Annotated in this window: 24 protein-coding genes; 14 read left to right on the top strand and 10 right to left on the bottom strand. The window is 69.9% G+C overall.

Going from position 1 to position 26339, the window contains the following annotated elements; all coding sequences use genetic code 11:
• Nucleotides 1-56: 56 nt before the first annotated feature.
• Nucleotides 57-1364 carry an MFS transporter gene (locus tag ACYVBN_RS09080; protein WP_460600217.1) on the bottom strand — a complete coding sequence of 436 codons (1308 nt, stop codon included), beginning with the start codon at nt 1362-1364 and terminating at the stop codon, nt 57-59.
• A gap of 148 nt (nt 1365-1512) precedes the next feature.
• Between ACYVBN_RS09080 and ACYVBN_RS09085 the strand changes: the two genes are divergently transcribed.
• Both ACYVBN_RS09085 and ACYVBN_RS09090 read left to right on the top strand, forming a co-directional pair.
• Entirely contained in the window at nt 1513-2949 is a 1437-nt protein-coding gene (locus ACYVBN_RS09085; protein WP_460600218.1) for a protein kinase domain-containing protein, read from the top strand.
• A gap of 24 nt (nt 2950-2973) precedes the next feature.
• The gene (locus tag ACYVBN_RS09090; protein WP_460600219.1) at nt 2974-3792 is read left to right on the top strand and encodes a thioesterase family protein; all 819 of its coding nucleotides are present in this window, start codon (nt 2974-2976) and stop codon (nt 3790-3792) included.
• Here ACYVBN_RS09090 and ACYVBN_RS09095 read toward each other — a convergent pair.
• Nucleotides 3715-4809, bottom strand: a complete 1095-nt coding sequence (locus ACYVBN_RS09095; RefSeq protein ID WP_460600220.1) for a phosphatase PAP2 family protein — start codon at nt 4807-4809, stop codon at nt 3715-3717. The two genes, ACYVBN_RS09090 and ACYVBN_RS09095, sit on opposite strands and share 78 nt — an antisense overlap.
• A 198-nt stretch (nt 4810-5007) precedes the next feature.
• On the opposite strand from ACYVBN_RS09095, the gene ACYVBN_RS09100 reads away from it, so the two are divergent.
• Nucleotides 5008-5334: a DUF4235 domain-containing protein gene (locus ACYVBN_RS09100; protein ID WP_440283753.1), complete on the top strand. Its 327-nt coding sequence runs from the start codon at nt 5008-5010 to the stop codon at nt 5332-5334.
• A 64-nt stretch (nt 5335-5398) separates the two neighbouring features.
• Entirely contained in the window at nt 5399-5776 is a 378-nt protein-coding gene (locus ACYVBN_RS09105) for an ankyrin repeat domain-containing protein (protein WP_440283754.1), read from the top strand.
• A gap of 63 nt (nt 5777-5839) precedes the next feature.
• Here ACYVBN_RS09105 and ACYVBN_RS09110 read toward each other — a convergent pair whose 3' ends face one another.
• Nucleotides 5840-6358 carry an Lrp/AsnC family transcriptional regulator gene (locus tag ACYVBN_RS09110; RefSeq protein ID WP_460600221.1) on the bottom strand — a complete coding sequence of 173 codons (519 nt, stop codon included), beginning with the start codon at nt 6356-6358 and terminating at the stop codon, nt 5840-5842.
• 78 nt (nt 6359-6436) lie between these two features.
• Here ACYVBN_RS09110 and ACYVBN_RS09115 point away from each other — a divergent pair, with 78 nt between their 5' ends.
• From ACYVBN_RS09115 to ACYVBN_RS09135, 5 genes are all read left to right on the top strand, one after another.
• Entirely contained in the window at nt 6437-7549 is a 1113-nt protein-coding gene (locus tag ACYVBN_RS09115; protein WP_460600222.1) for a thiamine pyrophosphate-dependent dehydrogenase E1 component subunit alpha, read from the top strand.
• Nucleotides 7549-8562: an alpha-ketoacid dehydrogenase subunit beta gene (locus ACYVBN_RS09120; protein ID WP_460600223.1), complete on the top strand. Its 1014-nt coding sequence runs from the start codon at nt 7549-7551 to the stop codon at nt 8560-8562. Before ACYVBN_RS09115 ends, ACYVBN_RS09120 begins: the two co-directional genes overlap by 1 nt.
• Entirely contained in the window at nt 8555-9895 is a 1341-nt protein-coding gene (locus tag ACYVBN_RS09125; RefSeq protein WP_460600224.1) for a dihydrolipoamide acetyltransferase family protein, read from the top strand. The genes ACYVBN_RS09120 and ACYVBN_RS09125 overlap by 8 nt, the downstream gene beginning before the upstream one ends.
• A gap of 112 nt (nt 9896-10007) precedes the next feature.
• Nucleotides 10008-10316, top strand: coding sequence for a DUF4333 domain-containing protein (locus ACYVBN_RS09130; RefSeq protein WP_440283759.1), 309 nt, complete (start codon nt 10008-10010; stop codon nt 10314-10316).
• The gene (locus ACYVBN_RS09135; protein ID WP_460600225.1) at nt 10313-11290 is read left to right on the top strand and encodes a magnesium transporter CorA family protein; all 978 of its coding nucleotides are present in this window, start codon (nt 10313-10315) and stop codon (nt 11288-11290) included. The genes ACYVBN_RS09130 and ACYVBN_RS09135 overlap by 4 nt, the downstream gene beginning before the upstream one ends.
• 7 nt (nt 11291-11297) lie before the next feature.
• Here ACYVBN_RS09135 and hutI read toward each other — a convergent pair whose 3' ends face one another.
• The 6 genes from hutI to hutH form a co-directional block, all read right to left on the bottom strand.
• Nucleotides 11298-12491 (bottom strand): amidohydrolase family protein, encoded by a 1194-nt coding sequence (gene hutI, locus ACYVBN_RS09140; protein ID WP_460600226.1) that lies wholly within the window; start codon nt 12489-12491, stop codon nt 11298-11300.
• A complete protein-coding gene (locus tag ACYVBN_RS09145; RefSeq protein ID WP_460600227.1) occupies nt 12488-13819 on the bottom strand; it encodes a formimidoylglutamate deiminase in 1332 nt (443 codons plus the stop codon). Before ACYVBN_RS09145 ends, hutI begins: the two co-directional genes overlap by 4 nt.
• Nucleotides 13816-14997: an allantoate amidohydrolase gene (locus tag ACYVBN_RS09150; protein ID WP_460600839.1), complete on the bottom strand. Its 1182-nt coding sequence runs from the start codon at nt 14995-14997 to the stop codon at nt 13816-13818. The genes ACYVBN_RS09145 and ACYVBN_RS09150 overlap by 4 nt, the downstream gene beginning before the upstream one ends.
• A gap of 68 nt (nt 14998-15065) precedes the next feature.
• A complete protein-coding gene (locus tag ACYVBN_RS09155; RefSeq protein WP_460600228.1) occupies nt 15066-16490 on the bottom strand; it encodes a purine-cytosine permease family protein in 1425 nt (474 codons plus the stop codon).
• A gap of 5 nt (nt 16491-16495) precedes the next feature.
• Nucleotides 16496-18151: a urocanate hydratase gene (hutU, locus tag ACYVBN_RS09160; RefSeq protein WP_460600229.1), complete on the bottom strand. Its 1656-nt coding sequence runs from the start codon at nt 18149-18151 to the stop codon at nt 16496-16498.
• Nucleotides 18152-18318: 167 nt separating this feature from the next.
• Nucleotides 18319-19860 (bottom strand): histidine ammonia-lyase, encoded by a 1542-nt coding sequence (hutH, locus tag ACYVBN_RS09165; protein WP_460600230.1) that lies wholly within the window; start codon nt 19858-19860, stop codon nt 18319-18321.
• Between the two features lie 81 nt (nt 19861-19941).
• Between hutH and ACYVBN_RS09170 the strand changes: the two genes are divergently transcribed.
• Nucleotides 19942-20739 carry an IclR family transcriptional regulator gene (locus ACYVBN_RS09170; protein ID WP_460600231.1) on the top strand — a complete coding sequence of 266 codons (798 nt, stop codon included), beginning with the start codon at nt 19942-19944 and terminating at the stop codon, nt 20737-20739.
• Here the strand turns inward: ACYVBN_RS09170 and ACYVBN_RS09175 are convergent.
• Entirely contained in the window at nt 20722-21822 is a 1101-nt protein-coding gene (locus ACYVBN_RS09175) for a flavin-containing monooxygenase (RefSeq protein ID WP_460600232.1), read from the bottom strand. The genes ACYVBN_RS09170 and ACYVBN_RS09175 overlap by 18 nt on opposite strands.
• Nucleotides 21823-22032: 210 nt before the next feature.
• On the opposite strand from ACYVBN_RS09175, the gene ACYVBN_RS09180 reads away from it, so the two are divergent.
• From ACYVBN_RS09180 to ACYVBN_RS09195, 4 genes are all read left to right on the top strand, one after another.
• Nucleotides 22033-23526 carry a catalase gene (locus tag ACYVBN_RS09180; RefSeq protein ID WP_460600233.1) on the top strand — a complete coding sequence of 498 codons (1494 nt, stop codon included), beginning with the start codon at nt 22033-22035 and terminating at the stop codon, nt 23524-23526.
• A 48-nt stretch (nt 23527-23574) separates the two neighbouring features.
• Nucleotides 23575-24543, top strand: a complete 969-nt coding sequence (locus ACYVBN_RS09185; protein WP_460600234.1) for an NAD(P)H-quinone oxidoreductase — start codon at nt 23575-23577, stop codon at nt 24541-24543.
• 51 nt (nt 24544-24594) lie between these two features.
• Nucleotides 24595-25161 carry a bacterial proteasome activator family protein gene (locus tag ACYVBN_RS09190; RefSeq protein WP_460600235.1) on the top strand — a complete coding sequence of 189 codons (567 nt, stop codon included), beginning with the start codon at nt 24595-24597 and terminating at the stop codon, nt 25159-25161.
• An 83-nt stretch (nt 25162-25244) separates the two neighbouring features.
• Nucleotides 25245-26339, top strand: coding sequence for a hypothetical protein (locus tag ACYVBN_RS09195; protein WP_460600236.1), 1095 nt, complete (start codon nt 25245-25247; stop codon nt 26337-26339).

A 26339-nucleotide genomic window follows, 5' to 3' on the forward strand; every position in this document is an offset into this window, starting at 1 on the left:
TTTTCGTGTCCTCTGGGTGCGTATGTGTCCGCTCGGTGATGGGGGGCGGGGCTGTGTCAGGGCGCGGATGCGCTCGTGGCGGTGCTCATCCCCGCGTCGCGCACCACGCGATAGCGAACGAACACCGGTATGGCGGCCGCCGCCACCAGCACCAACACGACCACCAGCACGCCGCCGCCCGTGGCGGCGACCGATGTGCCGACGACCGCAGCCGCACCGCCGTGCACGACGTCGGCCACCCGTGGACCGCCGGCGACGACCACCGTGAACACGCCCTGCAACCGGCCCCGCACATCGTCGGCGGCCGACTCCTGCAACATGGTGGACCGGAACGCCGCCGACGCCATGTCGGCCGCGCCGCCGACCACCAGCCCGGCGAGCGCGAGCATCAGGAAGACGTCGGCCCGGCCGTCGGCGAGCCCGACGCCGATGCCGAAGACCACCATGGCGGCGCCCCACACCACGATGGCGCCGACCACGGCAAGACCCTGCCGCTCCACGCGCGACACCCACCCCGAGAAGATGCCGCCGACCACCGCACCCGCCGGGATGGCCGCGAACAGCAGCGCGAAGGCGAGCCCTCCGTCGGTGGGACCGCCGAAGCTCTCGTGCGCGACCTGCGGGAAGAGGGCACGCGGCATACCGAAGACCATCGCGATGATGTCGACCAGGAACGACATCAGCAGCACCTTGTGCCCGCGCAGATAGACGAATCCGTCGATGACGGAACGCAACCCGGCCTTCGACGTCCCGTCGTGCGTCGGTGGCATCGCCGGGAGGGTGATGACCGCCCACAGCGTCGCGAACAGACAGATGGTGTCGGTCAGGTAGAGGTACTGGAACCCCAGCACCGGGATCAGCGCACCACCGACCAACGGTCCGGCGATCGCGCCGAACTGCATCACCGTCATGTTCAGCGAGTTGCCCGCCGGCAGCTGGTCCAGCGGGATCAGCCGCGGCAGGATCGCCGACCGGGTCGGCTGGTTGACGGCGAAGAACGCCTGCTGCACCGCGAAGAGCGTGAGGATCACCCACACGTTGTCGACCTTGCTGGCCGCCTGCGCCCAGAAGAGCGCGCTGCAGCCGATCAGGCCGACGGTCGAGATCATCAGCAGCCGCCGCCGGTCCATCACGTCGGCGAGCGCACCGCCATACAGCCCGAAGATGACGAGCGGCACCAATCCGAAGACACCGGTCAGCCCGACGTATGCCGAACTGTGCGTCTCGGCGTAGATCTGGGCCGGCACCGCGACGACGGTCAGCTGGGCCCCGATGACGGTGATGATGTTGGCGCTCCAGAGCCGCCGGAAGGCGGGCACCTGCAACGGCCTGGTGTCGGCGAACATGCCGCGCAGGCTGCTCACTGTTCTCCTCGCAAGAGCATCGAAGTTTCGCCCCTCAATGTATGCCGGTCCGGCTGCCCGAGGGAACGCGTGCACACCTGCCGGACGTCGTTACGCTGCACACCACAGGCATGGTGGGGTTGGGCAGGGTTAACGGAGGGCTCGAGGGATGCACCGCACCGATGGCACCGAGGTCGGCGGCCGCTACGTGCTGTCCTCGCGCATCGCCGGCGGCGGCATGGGGGAGGTATGGCGCGGCACCGACTCCGTGCTGGCGCGTCGGGTGGCCATCAAGCTGCTGCGCACCAACCTGACCGACGACCCGGAATTCGTCGTGCGCTTCCGCACCGAGGCGCGCAACGCCGCGCAGCTCAGCCACGGCAACATCGCCCAGGTCCACGACTACGGCGAGGACGGCGGCACCGCGTTCCTGGTCATGGAGCTGGTCGACGGAGAACCGTTGTCGGCACTGATCGCCGAGCGCGCACCATTGCCCGAGGTCGATGCGGTGCACCTGCTGGTGCAGGCGGCCAACGCGCTGCACGCTGCACACACCAAGGGCATCGTGCACCGCGACGTGAAGCCGGCGAACATCGTCGTCGACGATGAACTCGTCGCCAAACTGACCGACTTCGGCATCGCGCGAGCGCTCGACGCCTCCTCCATGACACGCGCCGGCGAGGTGATGGGCACCCCGCAGTACCTCGCGCCGGAGGCTGCGTTGGGCCGGGAGGCGACGGCCCAGTCCGATCTCTACTCGCTCGGAGTGGTGGGGTTCCAGTTGCTCACCGGGCACCTGCCGTTCCACGCCGACACCGCGGTCGGGTTCGCCCTGGCGCACGTGCAGCAGCCCGTCCCGGCTTTGCCGGACTCCGTCTCGGAACCGCTGCGTGACGTCATACACGCGACGCTGGCGAAGGACCCGGACCACCGCCCGCACGGCGCGGTCGAGCTGGCCGAGCGGTTGCAGGCCGCGGTCGGGGCCGCTCCGGCGACGACCCGGCGGGTGACACCGGTCCGCGTCGCGCATTTGCCGGAAGCGTCGGCCACCACACCCGTCCCCCGCACCCTCACCGGGGCAGCGCCGCGCCAGGCGGTCTTCACCCTTTCCCGCGGGCAGAACGCCCCGCTGTCCGGCACCCGGTTGACGCTGCGCGTGGACGCCACCGGCGCCGGCAGTGTCGACCTCATCGCCTGCGAGCTCGGCGCCGACGACCGTGCCCTGGGCGACGAGAGTCTGGTGTTCTTCAACAACCGCACCTCGTCCGACGGCGCCCTCCGGCTGGCCGATTCGGGGCGCATCCACCTGGACGCCTCGGCGCTCGGGCCCGACGTACACGCCGTCGTCCTCGGTATGGCGGTCGACGCACCGGCCGTCCTCGGCGACCTGCCCGGCCTGCGCACCACCTTGTATGCCGAGGGCGGCGACCAGCGCGAGGAGTTCCAGCTGCCGGCGCAGCTGGTCCGGGAGCGCGCCGCCGTGCTGGCCCGCATCTACCGGCGCAGCGACTCCTGGAAGGTGCGCAACGTGTCGGCCGGCTGGGAGTCCGGCCTGCCGGCACTGGTCGACGCACTGGGCCTCTCGGTGCAGTCCGCAGCCGACTGAACCCCTCGCTTACGCTGCTGTCCCGTGACCGACCTGTATGACGCCGCCACCGCCCCGAACTCCTACTACGTCCCCGTCCGGCCGGGCGTCTATCAGCCGACGATCCACGTGCAGGGCGCCTGGCAGGAGACTGAGCAGCACATGGCGCCGATCAGCGGTCTGATCGCTCACGAGCTGGCCATGCACGAGCGACGCGACGACATGCAACTCGGTCGGATCTGCTTCGACATCCTCGGCATGATTCCGTTGCAGGAGAGCACGATCCACGTCGAGACGATCCGTCCCGGCCGCACCATCGAGCTGCTCGAGGCGACGCTGACCATCGGGGGCCGCACTATCATCCGCGCCCGCGCCTGGCGGCTGGCCGTCTCCGACATGTCCGACGTGGCCGGCAACGAGCTGCCCGCAATGCCGCACCCGGAGGATGCCTCGGCCGGTGCGGAGGTCCTCGACGGCAGCGACGAGTGGCCGGGCGGCTACATCCGTTCGCTGCAGCTACGCGCTGTGCCCGGCGGCCGGGAAGGCCGTCGCCAGGTGTGGATCCGCAGCAACTGCAATCTCATCGAGGGTGTGCACGCGGCGCCGATCGCGGCATACACGATGCTGGTGGACACGGCCAACGGAATCGCGACGCGGGCGCGGCCGACCGAGCTGATGTTCCCGAACGTCGACCTGACGCTGCACTTCCTGCGTGAACCGGACCCGTCCTTCGTCGGCCTCGACACCAGCGTGAGTTTCGGGCCGAACGGGCTCGGCCTCACTTCGTCAGTGCTGAACGACGTCCACGGGCCGGTCGGTCGTGTCGAGCAGTGCCTGACGGTGCGGCATTTTCCAACTCGCTAAGACTCCCGGTCCGCCGAGCCCCCGTGGCAGGTGCAGCGGCCGGCGGTGCAACACGCGCCAGGCCGCCAACAGCACCAACGCGTAGAGGACCCCGGCGATCTCGTCGGTGACGTAGTGCTCGCCGGAGTAGACCAGGGTGAACGCCATCAACGCCGGATAGAGCAGCAGCAGCGGCCGCGCCCAGCGACGGACGCTGAACCAGAAGAAGCCGACGACCAGGGTTGCCGTCGCCATGTGCAGCGACGGCATCGCGGCGACCGGGTTGGAGCGGTCCTGCGCGTCGCCGAGCACCTCCACGGCGCCGTGGAAGTCCAGCCACGCCCAGCCCTGCCCGGAGATGCGCAGCACCGCCGACCCCGGCAGGTAGCCCTGCTGGGACGCCAGCCACGGCGGGCTCATCGGGAAGAGGAAGTAGGTCGCGATGCCGGCCACCGCGAGCGCCACCAGCAGCGCCGCCCAGACGCGGAAGCGCTCCCGCGACCGGACCCACAGCACTGCGGCGATGATCGGCGAGACCATGAAATGGCTGCAGTAGCAGAGGGTGACGAAGACCGACCACCACGGCGCGTGTTGCACCGCACCCGCGAGGTGCTGCTGGATCCACTGGCTGGGCAGGTGACCGCCGAACAGCCACTCGTCGACACGGATCGGGAAGGTGACGTGCAACGGCATACCGATGCGGTTGTGCGCGCCCTCCTCCGGGAAACCGGCGATCAGCCCGCCGGAGAAGTGCGAGGCCGCCCCGTAGCTGTAGTCGTAGGCGAGCAGGATTCCCTGGAACGGCAACCAGTCCAGCATCATCCGGCCCCAGGTGCGCCACCCCCGTCCGACGCACACGGCGCTCAGTCCGGCGACGATCCACAAGGTGAGCCCGACGCGGTCCATCGGCACCCCGCGGGTCGCACAGAAGACGGCGAGCACGGCGGCATACAGGCCAAGGATCCCCCAACGGACCGTGTCCCAGGACACGCGGGAGGAGAACGACGAGGGGGCGTTGTTCTCCCCGGAAACGACCATTGGGCACATAGTAAACAAACATTCCCTGGCGCGACGGCGACTCCGCGCAACCCCGACCGGACAGTCGGTCAGCGAGCGTGTCGCACCCGCCGGGAGCGACGTCGTGTCGCCGCAGGGAGCGGATGTGGCAGGCTCGTGGTGGACAATCGCGCGGCGCCGGACGACCGCGCCGGCACACGGAACGGAGAGTGACAGGTCATGGCTGGGATGGCATACAAGGTGCTCGTCAAGGTGTCCGGCATCGCCGCGGGCGTGGCCGCGCGGAAGGTCACCGCGACCACCTGGAAGACCGCCACCGGCGGCAAACCACCGGTGGACAAGCACGATCCCGACTACTCCGCGACACAGGTCGCGGTGTTCGCCATCCTCTCCTCGGCGATCGCCGGCGGATTCCGCGCCTACGCCCAGCGCAAGGCGTCCGACTACTACACCAAGTCCGCGGGCCACCTTCCTCCGCCGGTCCTCAAGGCCCGGGAGAAGGCCGCCACCCAGAAGAAGGCCGAGGCGAAGGCCGAGCACGCCTGACGCCCCCGGCAGCCTCGGCTTTCGCCGGCTGATGCGCACGCCTCCACTGAGTTAGGGTCGCCTTATGAGCGACGCGAATCCGGAGGCACCCGCACCGTATGCCGCCGCCTGCGCGGACCTCGTGCGCAGCGGCGACACCAAGGCCCTGCTCGCCCGGCTGGATGACGGCATGCCGGTCGATCTGGCCGACCCCAGCGGCAACACACTGCTGATGCTGGCGGCCTACCACGGTCAGCCCGCCGTGGTGTCCGCGCTGCTCGAGCGCGGCGCCGACGTCAACCGGCTCAATCACCGCGGCCAGTCACCGCTGGCCGGAGCGGTGTTCAAGGGTGAGGACACCATCGTCTGGCTGCTGCTGGAGGCCGGCGCCGACGTCGATGCCGGCTCACCGTCCGCCGCCGCCACCGCCGAGATGTTCGGCCGCGGCGACCTCCTGCGGTAGCGCTGGTCGAGTGCGGCCGAGGTACGAGGCCGTGTATCGAGACCGAGCTCGGTCCGTCGCCCGTCACCTCTCCCAGGGGGCCCCTGCTCCGCGGATCTCCTCGAACGACAACCAGGTCCGCGTGCCGATGACGCCGGGGATCGCCTGGATCCGCTCCAGCACCAGCGCGCGCAACGCCTGGTTGTCGGGAGCGTGCACCAGCGCCAGCACGTCGAATTCGGAGCCGAGCAGCGAGATCGACTCGATGTAGTCCAGCTCCGCGAGAGCGGCCGACACCGAGCGCCAGGTGTTCTGCTCGATCTGCAGGGCGACGTATGCGGTGGTCTGCAGCCCGACGAGGTGCGGCACCACCCGTGCGGAGAAACCGTCGATCACACCGTCGTCAAGCAGCCGCTGCAGGCGTGCGTAGGTCGCCGCACGGGACAGGTGCAGGCGCTCGGCCAGTGCGCGCACCGACAGCCGCGCATCGCGTTCGAGGGCGCCGACGATCTGCAGGTCGACGTCGTCGAGCACCCGGTGCTCCGCCGACCGTCCGGTCGCACCCGCTGACCGGCCGGGTTTGCTGGACGTTTGTTTCGCCATACAGCAAGTATGGCGCCAGCCGTCTCGTGATGAGCGGGCATCACCGGCAATATGCCCGGCCCGCGAGACACTGGTGTGATGGAGACCACAGCCGAGACGATGACGGCTGCGCTGTTGCCGTCGCCCAACCCGGTCCAGCTGATCGATCCGACCGGCGCCGAGGTCGAGCAGGCCGGCGCCCGCCGGGACTATCCGATGCCGAGCGCCGGACGGCTGCGCACCATCTGGCACGCGATGGTCGTCGGGCGTCGCTTCGACGTGCAGGCCACGGCGCTGACCAAGCAGGGTCGGCTCGCGGTCTACCCCAGTTCCCGCGGCCAGGAGGCCTGCCAGGTCGGCGCCACGATGTCGGTCACCGGCGACGACTGGCTCTTCCCGACCTACCGCGAATCGATGGCGCTGGTCACCCGCGGCATCGACCCGGTCGAGGTGCTCTCCTTGCTGCGCGGCGACAGTCACTGCGGCTACGACCCGATCGCGACCAAGACCGCGGCACAGTGCACGCCGTTGTCGACGCAACTGATCCACGCCGCGGGCGCGGCATACGGGGAGAAGCGACGCGGCACCGATCACGTCGCGCTCGCCTTCATCGGCGACGGAGCGACCAGCGAGGGCGACTTCCACGAGGCCCTCAACTTCGCCGCGGTCTTCGAGGCGCCGGTGATCTTCTTCGTCCAGAACAACAAGTACGCGATCAGCGTCCCGCTCTCCAAGCAGACCAAGGCACCGTCCTTGGCTTACAAGGGGATCGGGTACGGCGTCCCCGCCGAACAGGTCGACGGCAACGACCCGGCCGCCGTGCTGGCCGTGATGGACGTCGCCCTCGAGCACTGCCGCAGCGGCAAGGGCCCGTTCCTCATCGAGGCGCACACCTATCGGATGGACGCGCACACCAACGCCGACGACGCCACGCGCTACCGCTCCTCGGACGAGGTGACCGCATGGCTGGACCGCGACCCCATCGCCCGCGTCGAGGCCTGGCTGCGCGCGCGCGGCGAGCTCAACGACGACATGGTGGCCGCGACCAACGCCGAGGCGGAGGCCAAGGCCGCGGAGCTGCGCGAACGGATGAACGCCGACCCGTCGGTGGACCCGATCTCCTTGTTCGACAACGTGTTCGCCGGTTCCACACCGCAACTGGACGAAGCCCGCGCGATGGTCGCGGCGGAGATCGAGGCGGAGGCCAACTGATGACAATCACCATGGGCGGTGCCCTCAACACTGCACTGCGCGATGCACTCACCGCCGACGACGACGTGCTGGTGTTCGGTGAGGACGTCGGCACGCTCGGCGGCGTCTTCCGGATCACCGACGGACTGGCCCAGGAGTTCGGCGAGGAACGCTGCTTCGACACGCCGCTGGCCGAGGCCGGCATCGTCGGCTTCGCGATCGGCATGTGTCTCACCGGTTTTCGTCCGGTGGTCGAGATGCAGTTCGACGCGTTCGCCTACCCCGCGTTCGAGCAGATCACCTCGCACGTGGCCAAGATGCGCAACCGCACCTCGGGTGCGGTCGGGCTGCCGATGGTCATCCGCGTGCCGTATGCCGGCGGCATCGGTGGTGTCGAGCACCACTGCGACTCCAGCGAGGGCTACTACGCGCACACACCGGGCCTGAAGGTCGTCACGCCGTCCGACGCGGCGGACGCCTACAGCCTGCTGCGCGAAGCGATCGATGATCCGGACCCGGTGATCTTCATGGAGCCCAAGGCGCTCTACTGGTCCAAGCAGGACATCGAACTTCCGTGCAAACGGCCGGCTTTCGGCAAGGCGAAGGTGCGCCGCGACGGCGACGACGTCACCATCGTCACCTACGGCCCGTCGGTGCCGACGGCGCTCAAGGCCGCCGAAGCCGCCGCCGAGGAGGGCTGGAGTGTCGAGGTGATCGACCTGCGCACCATCGTGCCCTTCGACGACGAGACCGTCGTGCGGTCGGTGCGGCGTACCGGACGTTGCGTGGTGGTCGCCGAGGCACAGGGTTTCGCCGGCGTCTCCGGCGAGGTCGCCGCCCGGGTCACCGAGCGGTGCTTCCACTCGCTGCACGCGCCGGTTGCCCGGGTCAGCGGGCTGCCCACGCCATACCCGGCGCCGATGCTGGAGAAGACCTATCTGCCCGGCGTGGAACGCATCCTGGACGCCATCTCCCGGCTGCAGTGGGACGACCAGCCCGACCTCACCTACGCAGGGGTGGGCGCGCATGGCTGAGCAGACCTTCAACCTGCCCGACCTGGGCGAGGGCCTGACCGAGGCCGACCTGGTCGAGTGGCTGGTTTCCGACGGTGACGAAGTGACCATCGACCAGCACGTCGTGGTCGTCGAGACCGCCAAGGCGACCGTCGAGGTGCCCTGCCCGTATGCCGGCCGGGTGCACACCCGGCACGGTGCCGAGGGCGAGACGATCGCCGTCGGATCCGCATTGCTGACAGTCACGTCGGACGCTGCGACCGGGGCTGCCCCGGCGCCGAGCGGCGATCACGACAACGGGGCCGACGGCTCCGGCGCGGTGCTGGTCGGCTACGGCACCACCGACACCGGGGCCTCCGGTTCGTCCGGCCGGCGCGCCGCTCGACTCCGCAGACGATCCGCGCGCGACTCGTCGACACTGACGGCGCCCGGCACGAGTGACGGCGTCATACCGCCGTCAGCCGTGCAACAGACCGTCAGTCTGGTCGCGCCGAAGGTCATCTCACCGATCGTGCGCAAGCTCGCCGCCGAGCACGGCCTGGACCTGCGCTCGATCACCCCCGGCCCGGACGGCGTCATCCGGCGCACCGACGTCGAGGCGGCGGTTGATGCTGATCGAGTGCCAGGTCTCGATACACCCTCCTCCGCTGCGTTCCCCCGGGCACTCGACCGGCGCGACGAACGTGTTCCGCTGACCGGCCTCCGCCGCGCCGTCGCCGACAAACTGACCACGTCGCGCCGCGAGATCCCCGATGCCACCACGTGGGTGGACGCCGACGCCACCGGACTGGTCGAGGCACGCCGGGCCATCGGCCTGGAGCGAGGCGGACTGCTCGCGCTGCTCGGCCGGATCTGCGTCGCGGGCCTGCGCCGGCATCCGGAGCTGAACTCCTCGGTCGACACCGACCGGCAGGAGATCGTGCGGCACGGCGCCATACACCTGGGCTTCGCGGCCGACTCGCCGCGCGGCCTGGTCGTCCCGGTCGTGCACGACGCCGACCGGATGACCACCCGGCAGCTGGCCGAGCGGATGGTGCAACTGGTCGACGCGGCCCGCGCCGGCACCCTCGCGCCGGCCGACCTCACCGGCGGCACGTTCACGTTGAACAACTACGGCGTCTTCGGGGTCGACGGCAGCACGCCGATCATCAACCACCCGGAAGCCGCCATGCTCGGGGTCGGGCGGATCGTCGACCGGCCCTGGGTGGTCGACGGGCAACTCGCGGTCCGCAAGGTCACCCAGCTGGGCCTGACCTTCGACCACCGGGTCTGTGACGGCGGCGTGGCCGGCGGCTTCCTGCGCTTCGTGGCCGACGCGGTGGAGCAGCCGCTGCAGCTGCTCGGCGACGTATGACACCGGCATGACAGCTGTATGACGCGTGTATGGCGCCGGGCCGGCGGGATGCCCCGGCCGGGACGCACCACGTAAGCTCGGGGCCGTGATGCGCATGACAGCTGGAGGCTCCATGAAGAACTCTGTCCGCCGTGGTGCGGCTGGTCTCGCGGCAGGCGTCGCAGTCGTCGGGCTGCTCGCCGGATGTGGCGACAGGGTGGTCAAGAAGAGCGATCTGGAGTCGCAGATCAAGGAGAAGGTCAGCGCGGCCGCCACCGGCTCCAAGGTCGGCGACGTCACGTGCGACGACAACCTCAAGGCCACGGTGAAGGCCTCTGTCGAGTGCACGGTCGACCTCGACGGCAAGAAGCAGAAGGTGACCGCGGTCGTCGACAAGGTCGACGGCGACAAGGTGAGCTACAGCATCAAGCACGGCGGATGACCTGCGAGCGTCGGAGCCGGGTATGGCGCTCCGGCCGGATCGACACCAGCAACATCACGCTGCATGACGTCCCGCGGCTGCTCGCCGAGGACGACACCCTGACCTGGATCGACCTGCTGGACCCGCAGCAGGACGACCTGCGCGAGCTAGCCGACGCCATCGGCATCGACGAACACACGGTGGAGGACGCGCTCACCCAGCACGAGCGGCCCAAGGCGGTCCGCTTCCACTCCTACTTCTTCATCACCTGCTTCACCCTCACCGACGCCGCGCAGGACAGTGACCTGCACCGGATGTCGATCATCGTGCTGCCCCGTGCGGTCGTCACCGTGCGGCTGGGCGGCAACTTCCCGGTCGACGACGTCGAGGACGCCTTCAACGACGAGCCGGCGCTGACGCGCTGGGGTGCCAGGGCCCTGCTGCACACGATCCTGGACACCGTCGTTGACGGCTACTTCGATGCCACGACGCGCATCGACGACCGGGTCGACGCACTGGAGAGCCGATTGTTCGCCGAGCGCCACGCCGGACCGACGATCGCCCGTGAGGCGTTCGACCTGCACAAGCGCATCAGCCGGATGCGCCGGGTGGCGCTGCCGATGCGCGAGGTCGTCACCACCCTGCTGCGGCGGGTGACCACCGAGGACGACCAGCACGAGCTACTGCCGTACTACCAGGACCTCTACGACCACACCATGCGGGCCGCGGAATGGTCGGAGTCGTTGCGGGACACCGTCGAGTCGGTGCAGGACACCAACCTCGCGCTCGGCGACGCCGCGCTCAACAACATCATGAAGAAGCTGACCTCGTGGGCGGCGATCATCGCGGTGCCGACGCTGATCACCGGGTGGTACGGCCAGAACGTCCCCTACCCCGGGTTCAGCACGGACTGGGGCTTCTGGCTGAGCACCGCGCTGATCGTCGGCCTGTCGGTCACGCTGTATGCCGCCTTCAAGCGACGCAACTGGCTGTGAGCCGGCCTCAGCCCGTCACCGGCTCCCGGAGCCAGGAGTGTGCGATCGGCACACCCGGGCGGTAGGGCAGGTGCAGGTAGGACGGCGCGTCCAGCACCGTCAGGTCCGCCCGGGCACCCTCCCGTATGACGCCGATGTCGTGACGGCGCAACGACTTCGCCGCACCGCGGGTTGCGGCGTGCAGCGCCTCGGCGGGCGTCATACCCATGTCGCGGACGGCGACGGCGATGGCGAAGGGGATGGAGCTGGAGTAGCACGTGCCGGGGTTGCAGTCGCTGGCCAGTGCCACCTCGACGCCGGCGTCGAGCAGGCGGCGTGCATCGGGGTATGGCGACCTGGTCGAGAACTCCACCCCGGGCAACAGGGTTGCCACCGTTGAGGATCCAGCCAGAGCCTCGACGTCCGCGTCGGACAGGTAAGTGCAGTGGTCGACACTCGCGGCGCCCACTTGCACGGCCAGTTGCACGCCGGGGCCGGGCCCCAGCTGGTTGCCGTGCACCCGGGCCTGCAGATCAGCGGCGAGCCCGGCCCGCAGGACCCGCTCGGACTCCTCACCGGTGAACGCGTAGGCGCTGTGCGGCTCACAGAAGACGTCGATCCAGCGAGCGTGCGGCGCACACGCGGCGAGCATCTCGCCGCAGACCAGGTCGAGGTATTCGGCTCGTGCGGAGTCGCTGCCGCCGAACTCTGGCGGGACCACATGTGCGCCGAGAAAGGTTGTCTCCTCGGTGAACTCACGCGCGATGCGCAGTGCGCGTGCCTCGTTGTCGACATCGAGTCCGTAGCCGCTCTTGATCTCCACCACCCCGGTGCCCTGTGCGCGCATCTCGGCGACACGAGCGGCCACCAGGCGGCGCAACTGGTCGTCGTCGGCGGCGCGGGTCGCCGCCATCGACACGGCGATGCCGCCGCCGTCGTACGGCTCACCGGTCATCCGGGCCGCGAACTCCGCCGACCGGTCGCCGGCGAAGACCAAGTGGCTGTGGCTGTCGACGAACGACGGTATGACCGCAGCACCGTCGAGGTCCTGGCGTGCGTCGGTGTCCGGGACTGCGGACTCCGCGCCGGCCCAGACGATCCGGTCACCCTCGACGACGACGGCGGCGCGGTCGATGAGGCCGAGCGGCGACCCGTCACCGTCCTCGTGGGTCGGGTCGTTGGTGACCAGTTGCCCGATCCCGACGAGTGCGTATGACGTCATGTCTCCTTCTCCCACAGCTGATCGATGGCCCGGGTCAACAGATTGCCGACGTCGCCGAGCCGGTGCCGGCGGCCCGTGACGACCGCCTCACCGTCCCGGACGACGTCGGTGACGTCCGCCGAGGTGGCCGCCGTGAGCACGAACTCCGGTGGCACACCTGCGGTTCGCGGGGAGCCGAGGTCCACGGCCACCAGATCCGCCTTGGCGCCGACCTGCAGCCGGCCGGCGTCCGACCAGCCGATGGTGTCGTGTGCGGTCGCGGCACGCAACAGCTCGTCCTGGGCGATGCGGCCGCGGTGCAGGGTGCGCAGCCGCTCGTGCGACTCCAGGCCGCGAACTTCCTCGAACGGGTCGATCACCGCATGCTGGTCCGAGCCGAGACTGAGGCGCGCACCGGCGTCCAGCAGTTCGCGGGCCGGGCCGATGCCGTCCGCCAGGTCGCGCTCGGTCGTCGGGCAGAAGGCCGCCGTGGCCCGACTGCCTCCGAGGAGCTGTATGTCGTTCGTGGCCAGGTGGGTGGCGTGCACGGCACTGAAGTCCTGGTCGAGGACTCCGGTGTCCGCGAGCAGCTGCACAGGTGTGCGCCCGTAGAACGCCTGGCAGGCGTCGTTCTCGGCCGGCTGCTCCGACACGTGCGCGTGGATCGCCGGCACCTGCAATCCGGCCCGGGCGTAGTGGGCCAACCTCGCCAGGTCCGCCTCGGGCACGGCGCGGACCGAGTGGATGGCGGCACCGATGCGGGTGGTGCCGTCACCCCACAGGCGGGACACCCGCTCAGCCCACCGCGACACATCGCGGTCACCGAACCGGCGCTGCTGCCGGCTCAGCGGCTGATGCCCGTCCGGGGTCAATCCGCCTGCCAGATAACAGGTGTCGAGCAGGGTGAGTCGGATGCCGGCGTCACGGGCGGCCTGCTGGAGTGCCTCGCCCATCGCGTTGGGGTTGTCGTACGGCGTGCCGTCCGGGTTGTGATGGACGTAGTGGAACTCGCCGACGCTGGTCACACCGGCCAGCGCCATCTCGGCGTAGGTGGCCCGGGCCAGCGCGAGATAGTTGTCCGGGTCGAGCCGGCGCGCGGCGCCATACATGACCTCCCGCCAGGTCCAGAACGTGCCGCCGCCGGTGTGCGTGCGGCCGCGCAGGGCTCGGTGGAACGCGTGACTGTGGGTGTTGGCGAAGCCGGGCAGCACGACGCCGGGCAGCCGCTGCGCATCGCCCTGCGGCTGGCCGACGTCGATCGCGTCGAAGACATCGCCTTCGATTCGGAACCGCACATTCCGCGCCAAGCCGTCTGGCAGCAGCGCGTATTCGGCCCAGAACTCGCTCATGACGCCAGCTCCTGGACCACCTTCGTCAGTGCCTCGACGCCGCGCAGGCAGTCGTCGCGCTCGGCGAACTCCGCAGGCGAGTGCGACACGCCGGTCGGGTTGCGCACGAACAGCATCGAGGTGGAGACGCCCGCGGTCGCGAGCACACCGGCGTCGTGGCCCGCCCCGGTGCCGAGCATCGGCGTGTGCGCGCCGAGGATCTCGCGCAGCCGGCCGGACAGGTCGTCGTCGAAGCGGGTCGTGTCGGTCCACGACTCCTCCGACAGCGTCCCGCCGCACCGGGCGGCCGCCGCCGCGACGGCGGAAACCGTTGCCCGCACGGCGTTCTGGTCCGCTCCGCGGGCATCGAGCCACAGGCGCACATGGGAGGGTATGGCGTTCACGCCACCCGGCTCGACCTCGATCTTGCCGGTGGTGGCCACACAGCCGTTACTCGCCGCCGCCGAGCGTGCGGCGAGCACCACCTCCGCGGCGGACAGCATGGCGTCCTGCCGGTCCGGCAACGCCGTCGTACCGGCATGGTTGGCGGTGCCGGGCAGATCGATCCGCCAGCGGCCGTGCGGCCAGATGTCGGTGCCCACGGCGACCGCCGACGTGGCGTGGTCCAGGTCCGCCAGCGCGCGGCCCTGTTCCACGTGCAACTCGACGAACTGGCCGACGCGGCGCAACGTCTCGGGGTCGGCACCGATCGTGTCGGGGTCGCGGCCGGCACGACGCAGCGCCTCGGCCATGGTGACACCGTCGGCGTCGGTCAGGCCCAGGGCACGTTCGGCGGTCATCGCGCCGGTGATCACCCGCGAACCGGCGCAGGCCACGCCGAACCGAGCACCTTCCTCGTCACCGAAGTTGACCACGGCGACCGGTCGGGCGGGAACGAAACCGTTGTCTCGCAACGCATCCACCACGGCAAGGCCGGAGACCACGCCGAGCGGCCCGTCATACGCGCCACCGTCGGGCACCGAGTCCAGGTGCGAGCCGACGACCACGCCGGGCCCGTCACGATCCGGGTCTCCCCACCACGCCCACTGGTTGCCCATGCGGTCCTCGACCAGGTCGAGGCCCCGCGCCGCACACTCGCCGGCGAACCACTCGCGCAGCGTGTGGTCCTCCGCGGTCCAGGCAAAGCGCCGGTAACCACCGGTCGACGTCCGACCTATCGGCTCCAGGTCGGCCCACATCCGATCGAACCCCAAGCTGGTCGAGTAGGGCGAGCCGCTAGGCGAGCCCGTATCGAGACTCTTGTCATTCATACGAGCTCCTCCTCCATGCTCTCCAGGTCGTCCGGCAGGATCGTCCGCTCCGGAGACCGCTTGGTCGCGCGTGCCCACGGGTAGTAGACCAGTGCGGTCACCACCAGGCCGACGATCCACGAAACATCCGCGCCGTCAAGGGATTTCGCGATCGGCCCGGTGTAGAGGCTCTGCGACAGGAACGGGACCTGCACGACGACACCGATCACATAGGTCACCAGGCCGCAGACGTTGTAGCGGCCGTAGCGGCCGTTCTCGTCATACAGGCCCGGCACGTCGACCTGCTCCTTGGAGACCAGGTAGTAGTCGACCAGGTTGATCGCGCTCCACGGGATGAAGACGGTCAGCAGCAACAACACGAAGTTCTTGAAGTTGTCCAGGAAGTCGGCGGATCCCACCCATGCGATGAGCACCGAGACGATGAGGAAGCCGAAGACGAACGCGATGCGGACCAGCGGCGGCACCTGCTTGCGACGGGTGAACCCGGTGGTCGTGGTGAGCAGGGTCATCGCGCCGCCGTACGCGTTGAGGGTGTTGACCGTCAGCTTCCCGACCACGATCACGACGTAGATCACGAACGCGATGAGACCGCCACCGGCCAACTCGCCGACGTAGCCGACCTGGTTGTCCAGGAACGTCGACTTCGGGACCGACGCGATCAGCGCACCGAGGGACATCGACCACATCGATCCGATCACACTGCCGCCCAAGGTCGCCCAGAAGGTGCTGGCGATCGTGGTCGTGCGCGGCAGGTAGCGCGAGTAGTCGGCGACGTAGGGCCCGAACGTCAGCTGCCAGCCGGCACCCAGCGCGATCGCCAGCAGGAACGGCGCACCGTCGACGTGGGGAGTGCCGAACAACGTGTGCGCGCTGTTCTCGTGAAACACGCGGAACGTCAACCAGGCGAAGCCCAGGATGCCGAGCACCGTCGCGACACGGCCCAGAGTGTGGATCCACCGATAGCCGAACGCCGCCACCACGAACGTCAGGAGGCCGAAGATGATGATGCCCACGGCCTTGGCGTCCACGTGCAGGATCTTGTTGATCGCCTGCCCGGACAGCACCGTGCCGGTCGCCGCGAAGCCGAGGTACATGATCACGACGAGGACCAGCGGCAGGGCCGCCCCGAGCACACCGAACTGCGCACGGCTGCTGATCATCTGCGGCAGCCCGAGGTGCGGACCCTGCGCGGAGTGCAGCGCCATCACCGCACCCCCGAGCAGGTTGCCGATCAGCAGACCGATGATGGCCCACAGCGCATCGGCGCCGAAGACGACCGCGAGCGCACCGTCGACCACGGCGGTGATCTGCATGTTCGCGCCGAACCACAACGTGAATTGGTTGATCGGAGAACCGTGCCGCTCGGACGCCGGCACGACCTCGATGCTGCGCTTCTCGAACTGGGCGCCGCCGGCCGCCATCGCGCTCAGTCCTCCCGCATCGGGACGCGCACACCACGTTCGCTGGCGACTTCCTCAGCACGCTCGTAACCGGCATCGACGTGCCGGATGACACCCATGCCGGGGTCGTTGGTCAGCACCCGGGCCAGCTTCTGGGCCGCGAGCGGGGTGCCGTCGGCCAGCGAGACCTGACCCGCGTGGATGGAGCGGCCGATGCCGACGCCGCCGCCGTGGTGGATCGACACCCAGCTCGCGCCGGAGCTGGTGTTGACCAGGGCATTGAGCAGCGGCCAGTCCGCGATCGCGTCGGATCCGTCTGCCATTGCCTCTGTTTCGCGGTATGGCGAGGCAACCGAACCACAGTCCAGGTGGTCGCGGCCAATGACGATGGGCGCGCTGACCTCGCCACGGGCGACCAGGTCGTTGAAGGCCAGTCCGGCCTTGTCACGCTCGCCGTAACCAAGCCAGCAGATGCGGGCCGGCAGGCCCTGGAAGGCGATCTTCTCCTTGGCGCCGCGCATCCACTTCTGCAGCCGGTCGTTGTCCGGGAAGAGGTCCATCACGGCCTTGTCGGTCGCGTAGATGTCTTTCGGGTCACCGGACAGCGCCGCCCAGCGGAAAGGGCCCTTGCCCTCGCAGAACAGCGGGCGGATGTATGCCGGCACGAAGCCCGGGAACTCGAAGGCCCGGTCGTAGCCGCCGAGGCGCGCCTCATCGCGGATCGAGTTGCCGTAGTCGAAGACCTCGGCGCCGCCGTCCTGGAACTCCACCATGGCCTGCACGTGCTTGGCCATCGACGCACGAGCCCGGTCGGTGAACTCCTCCGGCTTCTTGGCGGCGTAGTCGTGCCAGTCCTCGGGCGGAATGCCTTCGGGCAGATAGGACAGTGGGTCGTGGGCGCTGGTCTGGTCGGTGACGACGTCGATCGGCACACCGCGGCGCAGCAGCTCGGGGTAGATCTCGGCGGCGTTGCCGACGACGCCGACCGACCAGGCGCGACGCTCGTTCTTGGCCGAGACGGCCTTCTCGATGGCGTCGTCCAGGTTGTCGGCGACCTCGTCGAGGTAGCGGTGCTCGACCCGGCGACGCAGCCGGGACTCGTCGACGTCGACGATCAGGCAGGCGCCGTCGTTGAGCGTGACGGCCAGCGGCTGTGCGCCACCCATGCCACCGCAACCGCCGGTCAGCGTGAGCGTGCCGGCGAGGGTGCCGCCGAAGCGCTTCTCGGCGACCGCGGCGAAGGTCTCGTAGGTGCCCTGCACGATGCCCTGGGTGCCGATGTAGATCCAGGAACCGGCGGTCATCTGGCCGTACATCGTCAGGCCGAGCTTTTCCAGCCGGCGGAATTCCGGCCAGTTCGCCCAGTCCGGCACGAGATTCGAGTTCGCGATGAGCACCCGTGGCGCCCACTCGTGGGTCTGCATGACGCCCACCGGGCGGCCGGACTGGACGAGCATCGTCTCGTCGGCCTTCAGCTTCTCCAGGGTGCGCACCATCGCATCGAAGGAGCGCCAGTCGCGCGCGGCGCGGCCGGTGCCGCCATACACGACCAGGTCGTCGGGGTGCTCCGCCACCTCGGGGTCGAGGTTGTTCATCAGCATCCGCATCGGTGCCTCGGTCGCCCAGGACTGGGCGGTGAGGCTGGTCCCGCGGGGGGCGCGTACGGGTCGTGCACCTTCCATGATCGTCAGATCCTTTCGTTGTCAGTCAATTCCGAATAGGGCCGGTCGAGTAGGGCGAGGCGCTGGCCCAGCCACCCACGCCGGTCGAGTAGGGCGAGGCGCTGGCCCAGCCACCCACGCCGGTCGAGTAGGGCGAGGCGCTGGCCGAGCCCGTATCGAGACCAGCGTCAGCGCAACGCACCCGTGACCGTCTCCGCCGCGGCCAGCGCGTCGCCCGTGGCGACGAACTCGACGGCCTGGTCGATCTCAGGCGCGAGGTAACGGTCCGGTCCGGGGACGCCGATCCCCGGCAGCGCGGCGATGACCGCAGCCGTCGCCGGCCCGGGGCGCAGTGGCTCGCGCAACCGGATGCCGCGCGCGGCGGTGAGCAGCTCGATGGCCAGCACCCGGCGCAGCCCGTCGACCGCACGACGCAGCTTGCGTGCCGCGGACCAACCCATCGACACGTGGTCCTCCTGCATCGCGCTCGACGGGATCGAGTCGACCGACGCCGGGTTCGCCAGCCGCTTCAGCTCGGACACGATGGCCGCCTGGGTGTACTGGGCGATCATGTGACCGGAGTCGACGCCCGGGTCGTCGGCCAGGAACGGCGGCAACCCGTTGTTGCGCGCCACGTCGAGGAATCGGTCGGTGCGTCGTTCACTGATGCTGGCCAGGTCGGCCGTCACGATCGCCAGGAAGTCGAGCACGTAGGCGATCGGTGCGCCGTGGAAGTTGCCGTTCGACTCGACCCGGCCGTCCTTGGTCACCACCGGGTTGTCGACGGCGGCGGCGAGCTCGGCGCCGGCCACACTCGTCGCGTGGGTGATCGTGTCCCGCGCACCGCCGGCCACCTGCGGCGAGCAGCGCAGCGAGTAGGCGTCCTGCACGCGGGTGCACGCGGCCGGGTCGCGATGACTTTCACGGATCGCGCTGTCCTTCAACAGGACTCGCAGGTTGGCGGCACTGTCGCCCTGGCCGCGCTGCGGACGCAGTTCGTGCAGGTCGGCAGCGAAGACGTCGTCGGTCCCGAGCAGTCCCTCGATCGACATCGCGGCCGTGATGTCGGCGACCTTGGTCAGTTCGGTCAGGTCGGTGATCGCCAGGCACAGCATGCCGAGCATGCCGTCGGTGCCGTTGATCAGCGCGAGGCCTTCCTTCTCCCGCAGCTCGACCGGGGTCAGACCGGCGGCGGCGAGCGCGTCGGCCGCGGACTGCTGCCGGCCGTCGGCGTCCCGGACCTCGCCCTCGCCCATCAACGCCAGTGCACAATGGGCCAGCGGAGCCAGGTCGCCGGAGCAGCCGAGCGAGCCGTATTCGCGGACGCACGGCGTGATGCCGGCGTTGAGCATCCCGACGTACGTCTGCAACACCTCGGGGCGCACGCCGGTGCGACCGGTGGCGAGGGTGCTGGCACGCAGCAGCATGAGTGCGCGCACGACCTCGCGCTCCACCTCGGGGCCCGAGCCGGCCGCGTGCGAGCGCACCAGCGAGCGCTGCAACTGGGCGCGCGAACGGGCCGGGATGTGCTTGGTGGCGAGCGCACCGAAACCGGTGGAGACGCCGTAGTGCGGGATCGGGTCGTCGGCGAGCCGCTCGATGGTGGCGCGGCTGCGCGCCACCTCGGCCAGCGACTCCTCGGAGATCTCCACGAGGGCGCCGCGCCGGGCGACGGCGACCACATCGCCGATGGAGAGGGCGCCGACTCCGAGAACAACAGTTTCGCTCATGTGACCCATTGCATACCCGCCGCCGCGGCACGGACAGCAGCTGGCGCGGCTTAGTGTCTCGGATCTGAGACACTGCACGGTATGGCGAACGCCCCTGCGGCGGCCTCGGCCGTCGCCCTCTTGCAGCTACTGGCCCGGCACGCCGAACCGATGCCGGCCGCCGCGATCGCGCGTCAGCTGGGGCTGCCACGGTCGTCCACATACCACCTGCTCGCGGTGCTGGCCGACGCCGGCTTCGTGACCCACTTGTCCGACGACCGCCGGTGGGGGCTGGGCGTCGCGGCGTTCGAGTTGGGCACGGCATACGTGCGGCAGGCGCCGCTGCAACGGATCGCCCGGCCGGTGCTCGCCAGACTGGTCGAAGGCACGACGCACAACGCACACCTGGCCGTGCTGCACGGCCGGGACGTCTTCTATGTCATCGAGGAGCGTGCCCCGCGGCGACCGTCGCTGGTCACCGACGTCGGGGTGCGGCTGCCGGCCGCGGTGACCGCGTCCGGCCTGGCCATGCTCGCCGCGCTGCCCGGCCCCCAGGTGCGGGCGCTCTACCCCGACCGCGAGTCCTTCGTGCAACGCAACGGCCTGGGACCGACGTCGCTGACCGCCCTGAACTCGGAACTCGCCCAGGTCCGCAGACGCGGGTATGCCGTCGAGACCGGCTCCGTCTCAGCAGGTTTCGCCTCCGTGGCAGTCGCGGCCCTGGACCACAACGGAGGTCCCGCCGCCGGGATCGCGATCACCTACCCCGCGGAGGACCCCCCTGCTGCCGGTCCCCTGGTGGCGGCCATCCGGTCTGCCGCGGCGGACCTCAGCCGACGACTGGGCCACCGCCCGCCGCCGCGGCGGCTCGATCAGAAGAGTTCAGGCGGCGACGCGTGAACGCCCCAGGAGTCGCAATGCACCCCGTGCCGCCCGGCGACCCGCTCGGGTGGCACCCAACGTGGACGCGCTGGGTCCGTAACCGACCACGAAGAGCCGCGGTTCTCGCACCAGTGACACGTCGTCGTCCGCCACGAGCAGGCCGCCGCCGGATTCGCGAAGCTTCAGCGGCGCCAGGTGCCCGAGGGAGGCCCGGAAGCCGGTCGCCCACAGGATGACGTCGATGTCCTCGTGTGTGCCGTCCGCGAAGTCGACGCCGTCCGCGGTCAGACGTGCGATCGGGCCACGGCTCACGAGCGTCCCGCGGGCGATACCGGCGTCGTAGTCCGGTCGCCGCAACAGTCCGGTGTTGGAAACCACCGAACCTGCGGGCAGGCCGGCGCGGGTCTTGGCCGCGACACGCTTCTCCACCTCGGCGCCCCAGCGCGGGTCAACGGTCCGATCGGTCCACTGCGGCGGGCGCCGGGTGGACCAGACGGTGGAGACGCCATACCGCTCGAGGAGCAGGAGGAACTGCACGGCCGAGGCGCCGCCGCCGACCACGAGCACCCGCTTGCCGCGGAAGTCCTCCGGCGCCCGGAAGTCGCGTGTCGTCAGCTGGATCCCGGCGAACCGGCCGGGGTAGGTCGGGACATACGGCCGGTCCCAGGTGCCGGTCGCGCTGATCACCGCATCGGCGACGAGATCGCTTTGCCCGCCGGCGTGTTCGGCACGAACGCGCAAGGGGCCGTCGCCGGCGTCGTCGACGGCGGTCACCCGCCACGGACGCCGCACGCGCAAGCCCTCGTGCTGCTCGTAGGCGTCGTAATAGCGCTTGACCACCTCGCGGGCCGGCTCGGTGCGATCGGGCTCACCGAGCGGGAACTCCGGCAGGTCATGTATGCCGTGGGCATCGCCCAGCGTCAGCGCGTCCCACCGGTGGCTCCAGGCGCCGCCCGGCGTGGGGTTGGCGTCGAGCACCTCGAAATCGACGCCGGGTTCGAGTCCGCCTCTGCGCAGGAAGTGCGCCGCCGAGAGTCCGGCCTGCCCGGCGCCGATGACGACGACACCGCGATGCAGGACCGGGACGGTGGAGGTCGTCATACAAATTTGAACAACCCGCCGACGGACAGCATTCCGTGCCCGCAGTGGTCGTGACGATCCTGCGAACCGGCGACTGACGCGCTTGAGGCGCGAATGACGGCGCCGACCGGTGCAGAGCCGACCGAGTGGGTATGGGCCCCACGTGCCCGGCGATCGCGACGCCGCGGTCGCCGGGCGCGACGAGGCACGACACCCGATCGGAGAAATTAGATGACTGACCGTCCAAGCACCGGATCGACGACCGGATGGGGCGCTCCCTCACCCAGCGACCGCGACACCCTGTCGGTGGGCAGCAACGGTCCGCTGCTGCTGCACGACGTGCACTTCCTCGAGCAGATGGCGCACTTCAACCGGGAGAAGGTGCCCGAGCGCCAGCCGCACGCCAAGGGAGCGGGCGCCTTCGGTGTGCTGGAGGTGACCGAGGACGTCTCGGCGTTCACCAAGGCCGCCGTCTTCGCCCAGGGCGCACGCACCGACATGCTGATCCGGTTCTCGACCGTCGCCGGTGAGATGGGCAGCCCCGACACCTGGCGGGACGTGCGCGGCTTCTCGATGAAGTTCTACACGTCCGAGGGCAACTACGACGTCGTCGGCAACAACACCCCGGTGTTCTTCCTGCGCGACCCGATGAAGTTCCCGCATTTCATCCGCAGCCAGAAGCGGCTGCCGGACTCCGGACTGCGCGACAACAACATGCAGTGGGACTTCTGGACCCTCAACCCGCAATCCGCCCACCAGGTCACCTACGTGATGGGACAACGCGGGCTGCCGCGCACCTGGCGCAACATGAACGGCTACGGGTCGCACACGTTCATGTGGATCAACGCCGGCGGGGAGAAGTTCTGGGTGAAGTACCACTTCCACACCGACCAGGGCATGGAGTTCTTCAGCAACGACGAGGCCGCCGCCGTCGCCGGTTCGGACGCCGATTTCCATCGGCGCGACCTGTTCGAGGCGATCGCACGCGGTGATCACCCGAGCTGGCGCGTCTCGGTGCAGGTCATGCCGTATGCCGAGGCGGCCGACTACCGGTTCAACCCGTTCGACCTGACCAAGGTCTGGCCGCACGCCGACTATCCGCTGATCCCGGTCGGCCGGTTCACGCTGGACCGCAACCCGGACAACTTCTTCGGGCAGATCGAGCAGGCGGCGTTCTCGCCGGGCAACCTGGTGCCGGGCATCGGCCTGTCGCCGGACAAGATGCTGCTGGGCCGGGCGTTCGCCTACCACGACGCTCAGCGCAACCGGATCGGCACCAACTTCCACCAGCTGCCGGTCAACCGGCCGCGCACCGAGGTGGACAGCTACCTGTTCGACGGGCAGATGAACTACGACCAGCAGGGCAACGCCGCGGTCTACGCACCGAACAGCACGGGACATGCCTGGTCCGACAGCACCGGTCCGGCCGAGGACGGGTGGGAGACCGACACCGAGATGGTGCGCGCGGCATACCGGCTGCACGCGCAGGACGACGACTTCGGCCAGCCGGGCACGCTGCTGCGCGAGGTGATGGACGAGGCTCAGCGCGAGGCGCTGGTCGAGCAGGTCAGCGGCTCGTTGCTCGGCGGCCTGACCGACGAGGTGCTGGATCGGGCGCTGGACTACTGGGCCGGCATCGACGGCGACGTGGGCAAGCGCATCGCCGCGAAGGTCCGCGGCGGCGGGGACGGCGACGCGCCCGTGGAGGGCATGGGCGAGGGCTGAGTGGTGCCGTCGGGATCAGCCGGCGACCGCCCCCGTACCGTCGATGCCATGCGTGCGATCACCCTGCCGACCTTCGGCGACGAGTCCGTGCTGACCCTCTCCGACCTACCGGCCCCCACCATCAGTGACGACGAGGTGCTCGTCGACGTGGCCGCTGCCGGCGTGAACAGAGCGGACCTCATGCAACGCCAAGGGCATTACCCGCCGCCCAAGGGTGAGTCCGAGATCCCTGGCCTCGAGGTCAGCGGCACGATCAGCGCCATCGGCTCCGCGGTCACCGGCTGGTCGGTCGGCGACCGGGTCTGCGCCCTCCTGGCCGGCGGCGGGTATGCCGAGCAGGTCTCGGTGCCGGTCGGGCAGCTGCTGCCGGTTCCCGCCGACCTCGACCTGGTCGAGGCGGCGGCATTGCCGGAGGTCGTGTGCACGGTGTGGTCCAACGTGTTCATGACCGCGCGCCTGCAACCGGGCGAGCTGTTGCTCGCGCACGGCGGCTCCAGCGGCATCGGGACGATGGCCATCCAGCTGGCCAAGGCGTTCGGCTCCCGGGTCGCGGTCACCGCGGGCTCGGCGCAGAAGCTGCAGCGCTGCGCTGAACTGGGCGCGGACATCCTGATCAACTACCGCGAGCAGGACTTCGTCGAGGTCATGTCGGCCGAGGGCGGCGCCGACGTCATCCTCGACGTGGTCGGCGCGAAGTACCTCGCGCGCAACATCGAGGCGCTGGCGCCGGACGGCCGCCTGGACATCATCGGCATGCAGGGCGGCCGCACGGGCGAGCTCGATATCGCCGCCCTGCTGGCCAAGCGCGGATCGGTCATCGCCACCGGTCTGCGTGCGCGCGACCGTGCGGACAAGGCGCGGGTGGTCGCGAGCGTTCGCGAGCACGTCTGGCCGCTGATCGACAGCGGCGCCGTGCGCCCGGTCGTGCAGGAGACCATGCCGCTGGAGCGGGCCGCCGACGCACACCGGGCGCTCGCCGAGTCGCAGCACATCGGCAAGCTGCTGCTCACCGCATGATCAGCCACGCAACGACCAGCCGAACCGGCCGCATTTGACAGGATGGACGGTATGACGCCTGACGAGCACAACCAGGACAGCCCGGAGGACCAGCAGCGGATCGTCGTCGTGACGCAGGACGGCATGGGTGTCGCAACGCCACCCAGTGGTGACGAGGCCGATGACGAGCAGGCCGCATCGCCCGCGGAGGAGAACCCCGCGGATCTGGTCGAGCAGCCGGCGAAGGTCATGCGCATCGGCTCGATGATCAAGCAGTTGCTCGAAGAGGTCCGCAACGCGCCGTTGGACGAGGCGGGCAGGCGACGCCTGGCCGACATACATCACCGCTCCATCGGTGAGTTGAAGGAAGGCCTGGCGCCGGAGCTGGTCGAGGAGTTGGAGCGCATCGCGCTGCCCTTCACCGACGACGCGCCGAGCGACGCGGAACTGCGGATCGCCCAGGCGCAGCTGGTCGGCTGGCTCGAGGGGCTCTTCCACGGCATACAGACCGCGATCGTGGCGCAACAGATGGCGGCCCAAGCCCAGCTGCAGGCGATGCGGCGCGGCCTACCGCCCGGTCAGGGCACGCACCCGGGCCCCGCCGATGGACCGACGGGGCCAACGGGGCAGTACCTCTGAGCAGCTCCCCGCCGGCGGCACGTGCGCGGTGGGCGCACACGCCGGCCGGGCGGTCGTGGCTGACCGGTGCCGCCGTCTTCGTCGTGGTGCGCGCCATCGGCGCCGGGTGGCTGCAGTATGTCGGCAACCGCAACGGCAAATCCCTGCACGACATGCTCGCGGCCTGGGACGGGCAATGGATGCTGGCGCTCGCACACCACGGATACAACGACCTGCCAGCGAACCTCACCGACGCTCACGGTGAGCAGACCGCCGACACCGCCTACGCCTTCTTTCCCGGCTACCCGATGTTCGTCCGGGCCGTCGACGCGTTTCCGGGCATCAGCACGTATGCCGCGGCCATCCTGACCAGCCTGGTCGCCGGAGCGGCCGCGACGGTGGCGGCATACCGGATCGGCCGATGGTGCGCACTGCGCCGGTGGCCCGCCGACGAGGCGCGCGGTGACCGGGCCGGGCAGATCATGGCGGTGCTCTTCGCCTCGACCCCGATGAGTGTCGTGCTCACGATGGCCTACACCGAGGCGATCTACTGCGCCTTCGCCGGCTGGGCGCTGTGGGCGATTCTCGAAAAGCGCTGGCTGACAGCGGGATCGCTCACCATGTGCGCGGGACTGACCCGCACGACCGCGGTCGCGCTGATCGCGGTCCTGCTGATCGCCGCATTCGCGCACCGTCGCGACGGCTGGCGACCGTGGGCCGGCGCAGCGCTTGCGCCGCTGGGGTGGCTGGGGTGGATGGCCGTCGTAGGCGTGCGTGCCGGATCCCCGACTGCCTGGTTCCGGATCCAGAGCGACGGCTGGGGCACCCGCTTCGACGCCGGAGCAGCGACGCTGCACTATCTGATCGACACGTTGTCCACCAGCCAGACCGCGGGCGACGTCGTGACGGCCTGGGTCATCCTGGCGACGGTCGTGTTGATCGTGCTCACCTTCGTCACCCGCCTGCCGTGGCAGGTGTGCGTTTACGGCACGCTCGCTGCAGCCACCGTGCTGCTGTCGACCGGGCTGATGAACTCGCGTGTCCGGCTCCTGTTGCCGGCCTTCGTGCTGCTCGTCCCGATCGCCCTGGCGCTCGCCCAGCGGTCGCGCACCACCCAGGTGACGGTCGGCGTCGCGACCACGGTCACCAGCGCCTGGTTCGGCGCCTACATGCTCGGGATCTATCCCTACGCCATCTGA

The organism is Flexivirga lutea (genome assembly GCF_054778955.1).

Excerpts from the sequence above, each read along its gene's own strand:
- ACYVBN_RS09085 (WP_460600218.1), top strand. The coding sequence starts at position 1,513 with ATGCACCGCACCGATGGCACCGAGGTCGGCGGCCGCTACGTGCTGTCC.
- ACYVBN_RS09095 (WP_460600220.1), bottom strand. The coding sequence starts at position 4,809 with ATGGTCGTTTCCGGGGAGAACAACGCCCCCTCGTCGTTCTCCTCCCGC.
- ACYVBN_RS09100 (WP_440283753.1), top strand. The coding sequence starts at position 5,008 with ATGGCTGGGATGGCATACAAGGTGCTCGTCAAGGTGTCCGGCATCGCC.
- ACYVBN_RS09105 (WP_440283754.1), top strand. The coding sequence starts at position 5,399 with ATGAGCGACGCGAATCCGGAGGCACCCGCACCGTATGCCGCCGCCTGC.
- ACYVBN_RS09110 (WP_460600221.1), bottom strand. The coding sequence starts at position 6,358 with ATGGCGAAACAAACGTCCAGCAAACCCGGCCGGTCAGCGGGTGCGACC.
- ACYVBN_RS09115 (WP_460600222.1), top strand. The coding sequence starts at position 6,437 with ATGGAGACCACAGCCGAGACGATGACGGCTGCGCTGTTGCCGTCGCCC.
- ACYVBN_RS09120 (WP_460600223.1), top strand. The coding sequence starts at position 7,549 with ATGACAATCACCATGGGCGGTGCCCTCAACACTGCACTGCGCGATGCA.
- ACYVBN_RS09125 (WP_460600224.1), top strand. The coding sequence starts at position 8,555 with ATGGCTGAGCAGACCTTCAACCTGCCCGACCTGGGCGAGGGCCTGACC.
- ACYVBN_RS09130 (WP_440283759.1), top strand. The coding sequence starts at position 10,008 with ATGAAGAACTCTGTCCGCCGTGGTGCGGCTGGTCTCGCGGCAGGCGTC.
- ACYVBN_RS09135 (WP_460600225.1), top strand. The coding sequence starts at position 10,313 with ATGACCTGCGAGCGTCGGAGCCGGGTATGGCGCTCCGGCCGGATCGAC.
- hutI (WP_460600226.1), bottom strand. The coding sequence starts at position 12,491 with ATGACGTCATACGCACTCGTCGGGATCGGGCAACTGGTCACCAACGAC.
- ACYVBN_RS09145 (WP_460600227.1), bottom strand. The coding sequence starts at position 13,819 with ATGAGCGAGTTCTGGGCCGAATACGCGCTGCTGCCAGACGGCTTGGCG.
- ACYVBN_RS09150 (WP_460600839.1), bottom strand. The coding sequence starts at position 14,997 with ATGTGGGCCGACCTGGAGCCGATAGGTCGGACGTCGACCGGTGGTTAC.
- ACYVBN_RS09155 (WP_460600228.1), bottom strand. The coding sequence starts at position 16,490 with ATGGCGGCCGGCGGCGCCCAGTTCGAGAAGCGCAGCATCGAGGTCGTG.
- hutU (WP_460600229.1), bottom strand. The coding sequence starts at position 18,151 with ATGGAAGGTGCACGACCCGTACGCGCCCCCCGCGGGACCAGCCTCACC.
- hutH (WP_460600230.1), bottom strand. The coding sequence starts at position 19,860 with ATGAGCGAAACTGTTGTTCTCGGAGTCGGCGCCCTCTCCATCGGCGAT.
- ACYVBN_RS09170 (WP_460600231.1), top strand. The coding sequence starts at position 19,942 with ATGGCGAACGCCCCTGCGGCGGCCTCGGCCGTCGCCCTCTTGCAGCTA.
- ACYVBN_RS09175 (WP_460600232.1), bottom strand. The coding sequence starts at position 21,822 with ATGACGACCTCCACCGTCCCGGTCCTGCATCGCGGTGTCGTCGTCATC.
- ACYVBN_RS09180 (WP_460600233.1), top strand. The coding sequence starts at position 22,033 with ATGACTGACCGTCCAAGCACCGGATCGACGACCGGATGGGGCGCTCCC.
- ACYVBN_RS09185 (WP_460600234.1), top strand. The coding sequence starts at position 23,575 with ATGCGTGCGATCACCCTGCCGACCTTCGGCGACGAGTCCGTGCTGACC.
- ACYVBN_RS09190 (WP_460600235.1), top strand. The coding sequence starts at position 24,595 with ATGACGCCTGACGAGCACAACCAGGACAGCCCGGAGGACCAGCAGCGG.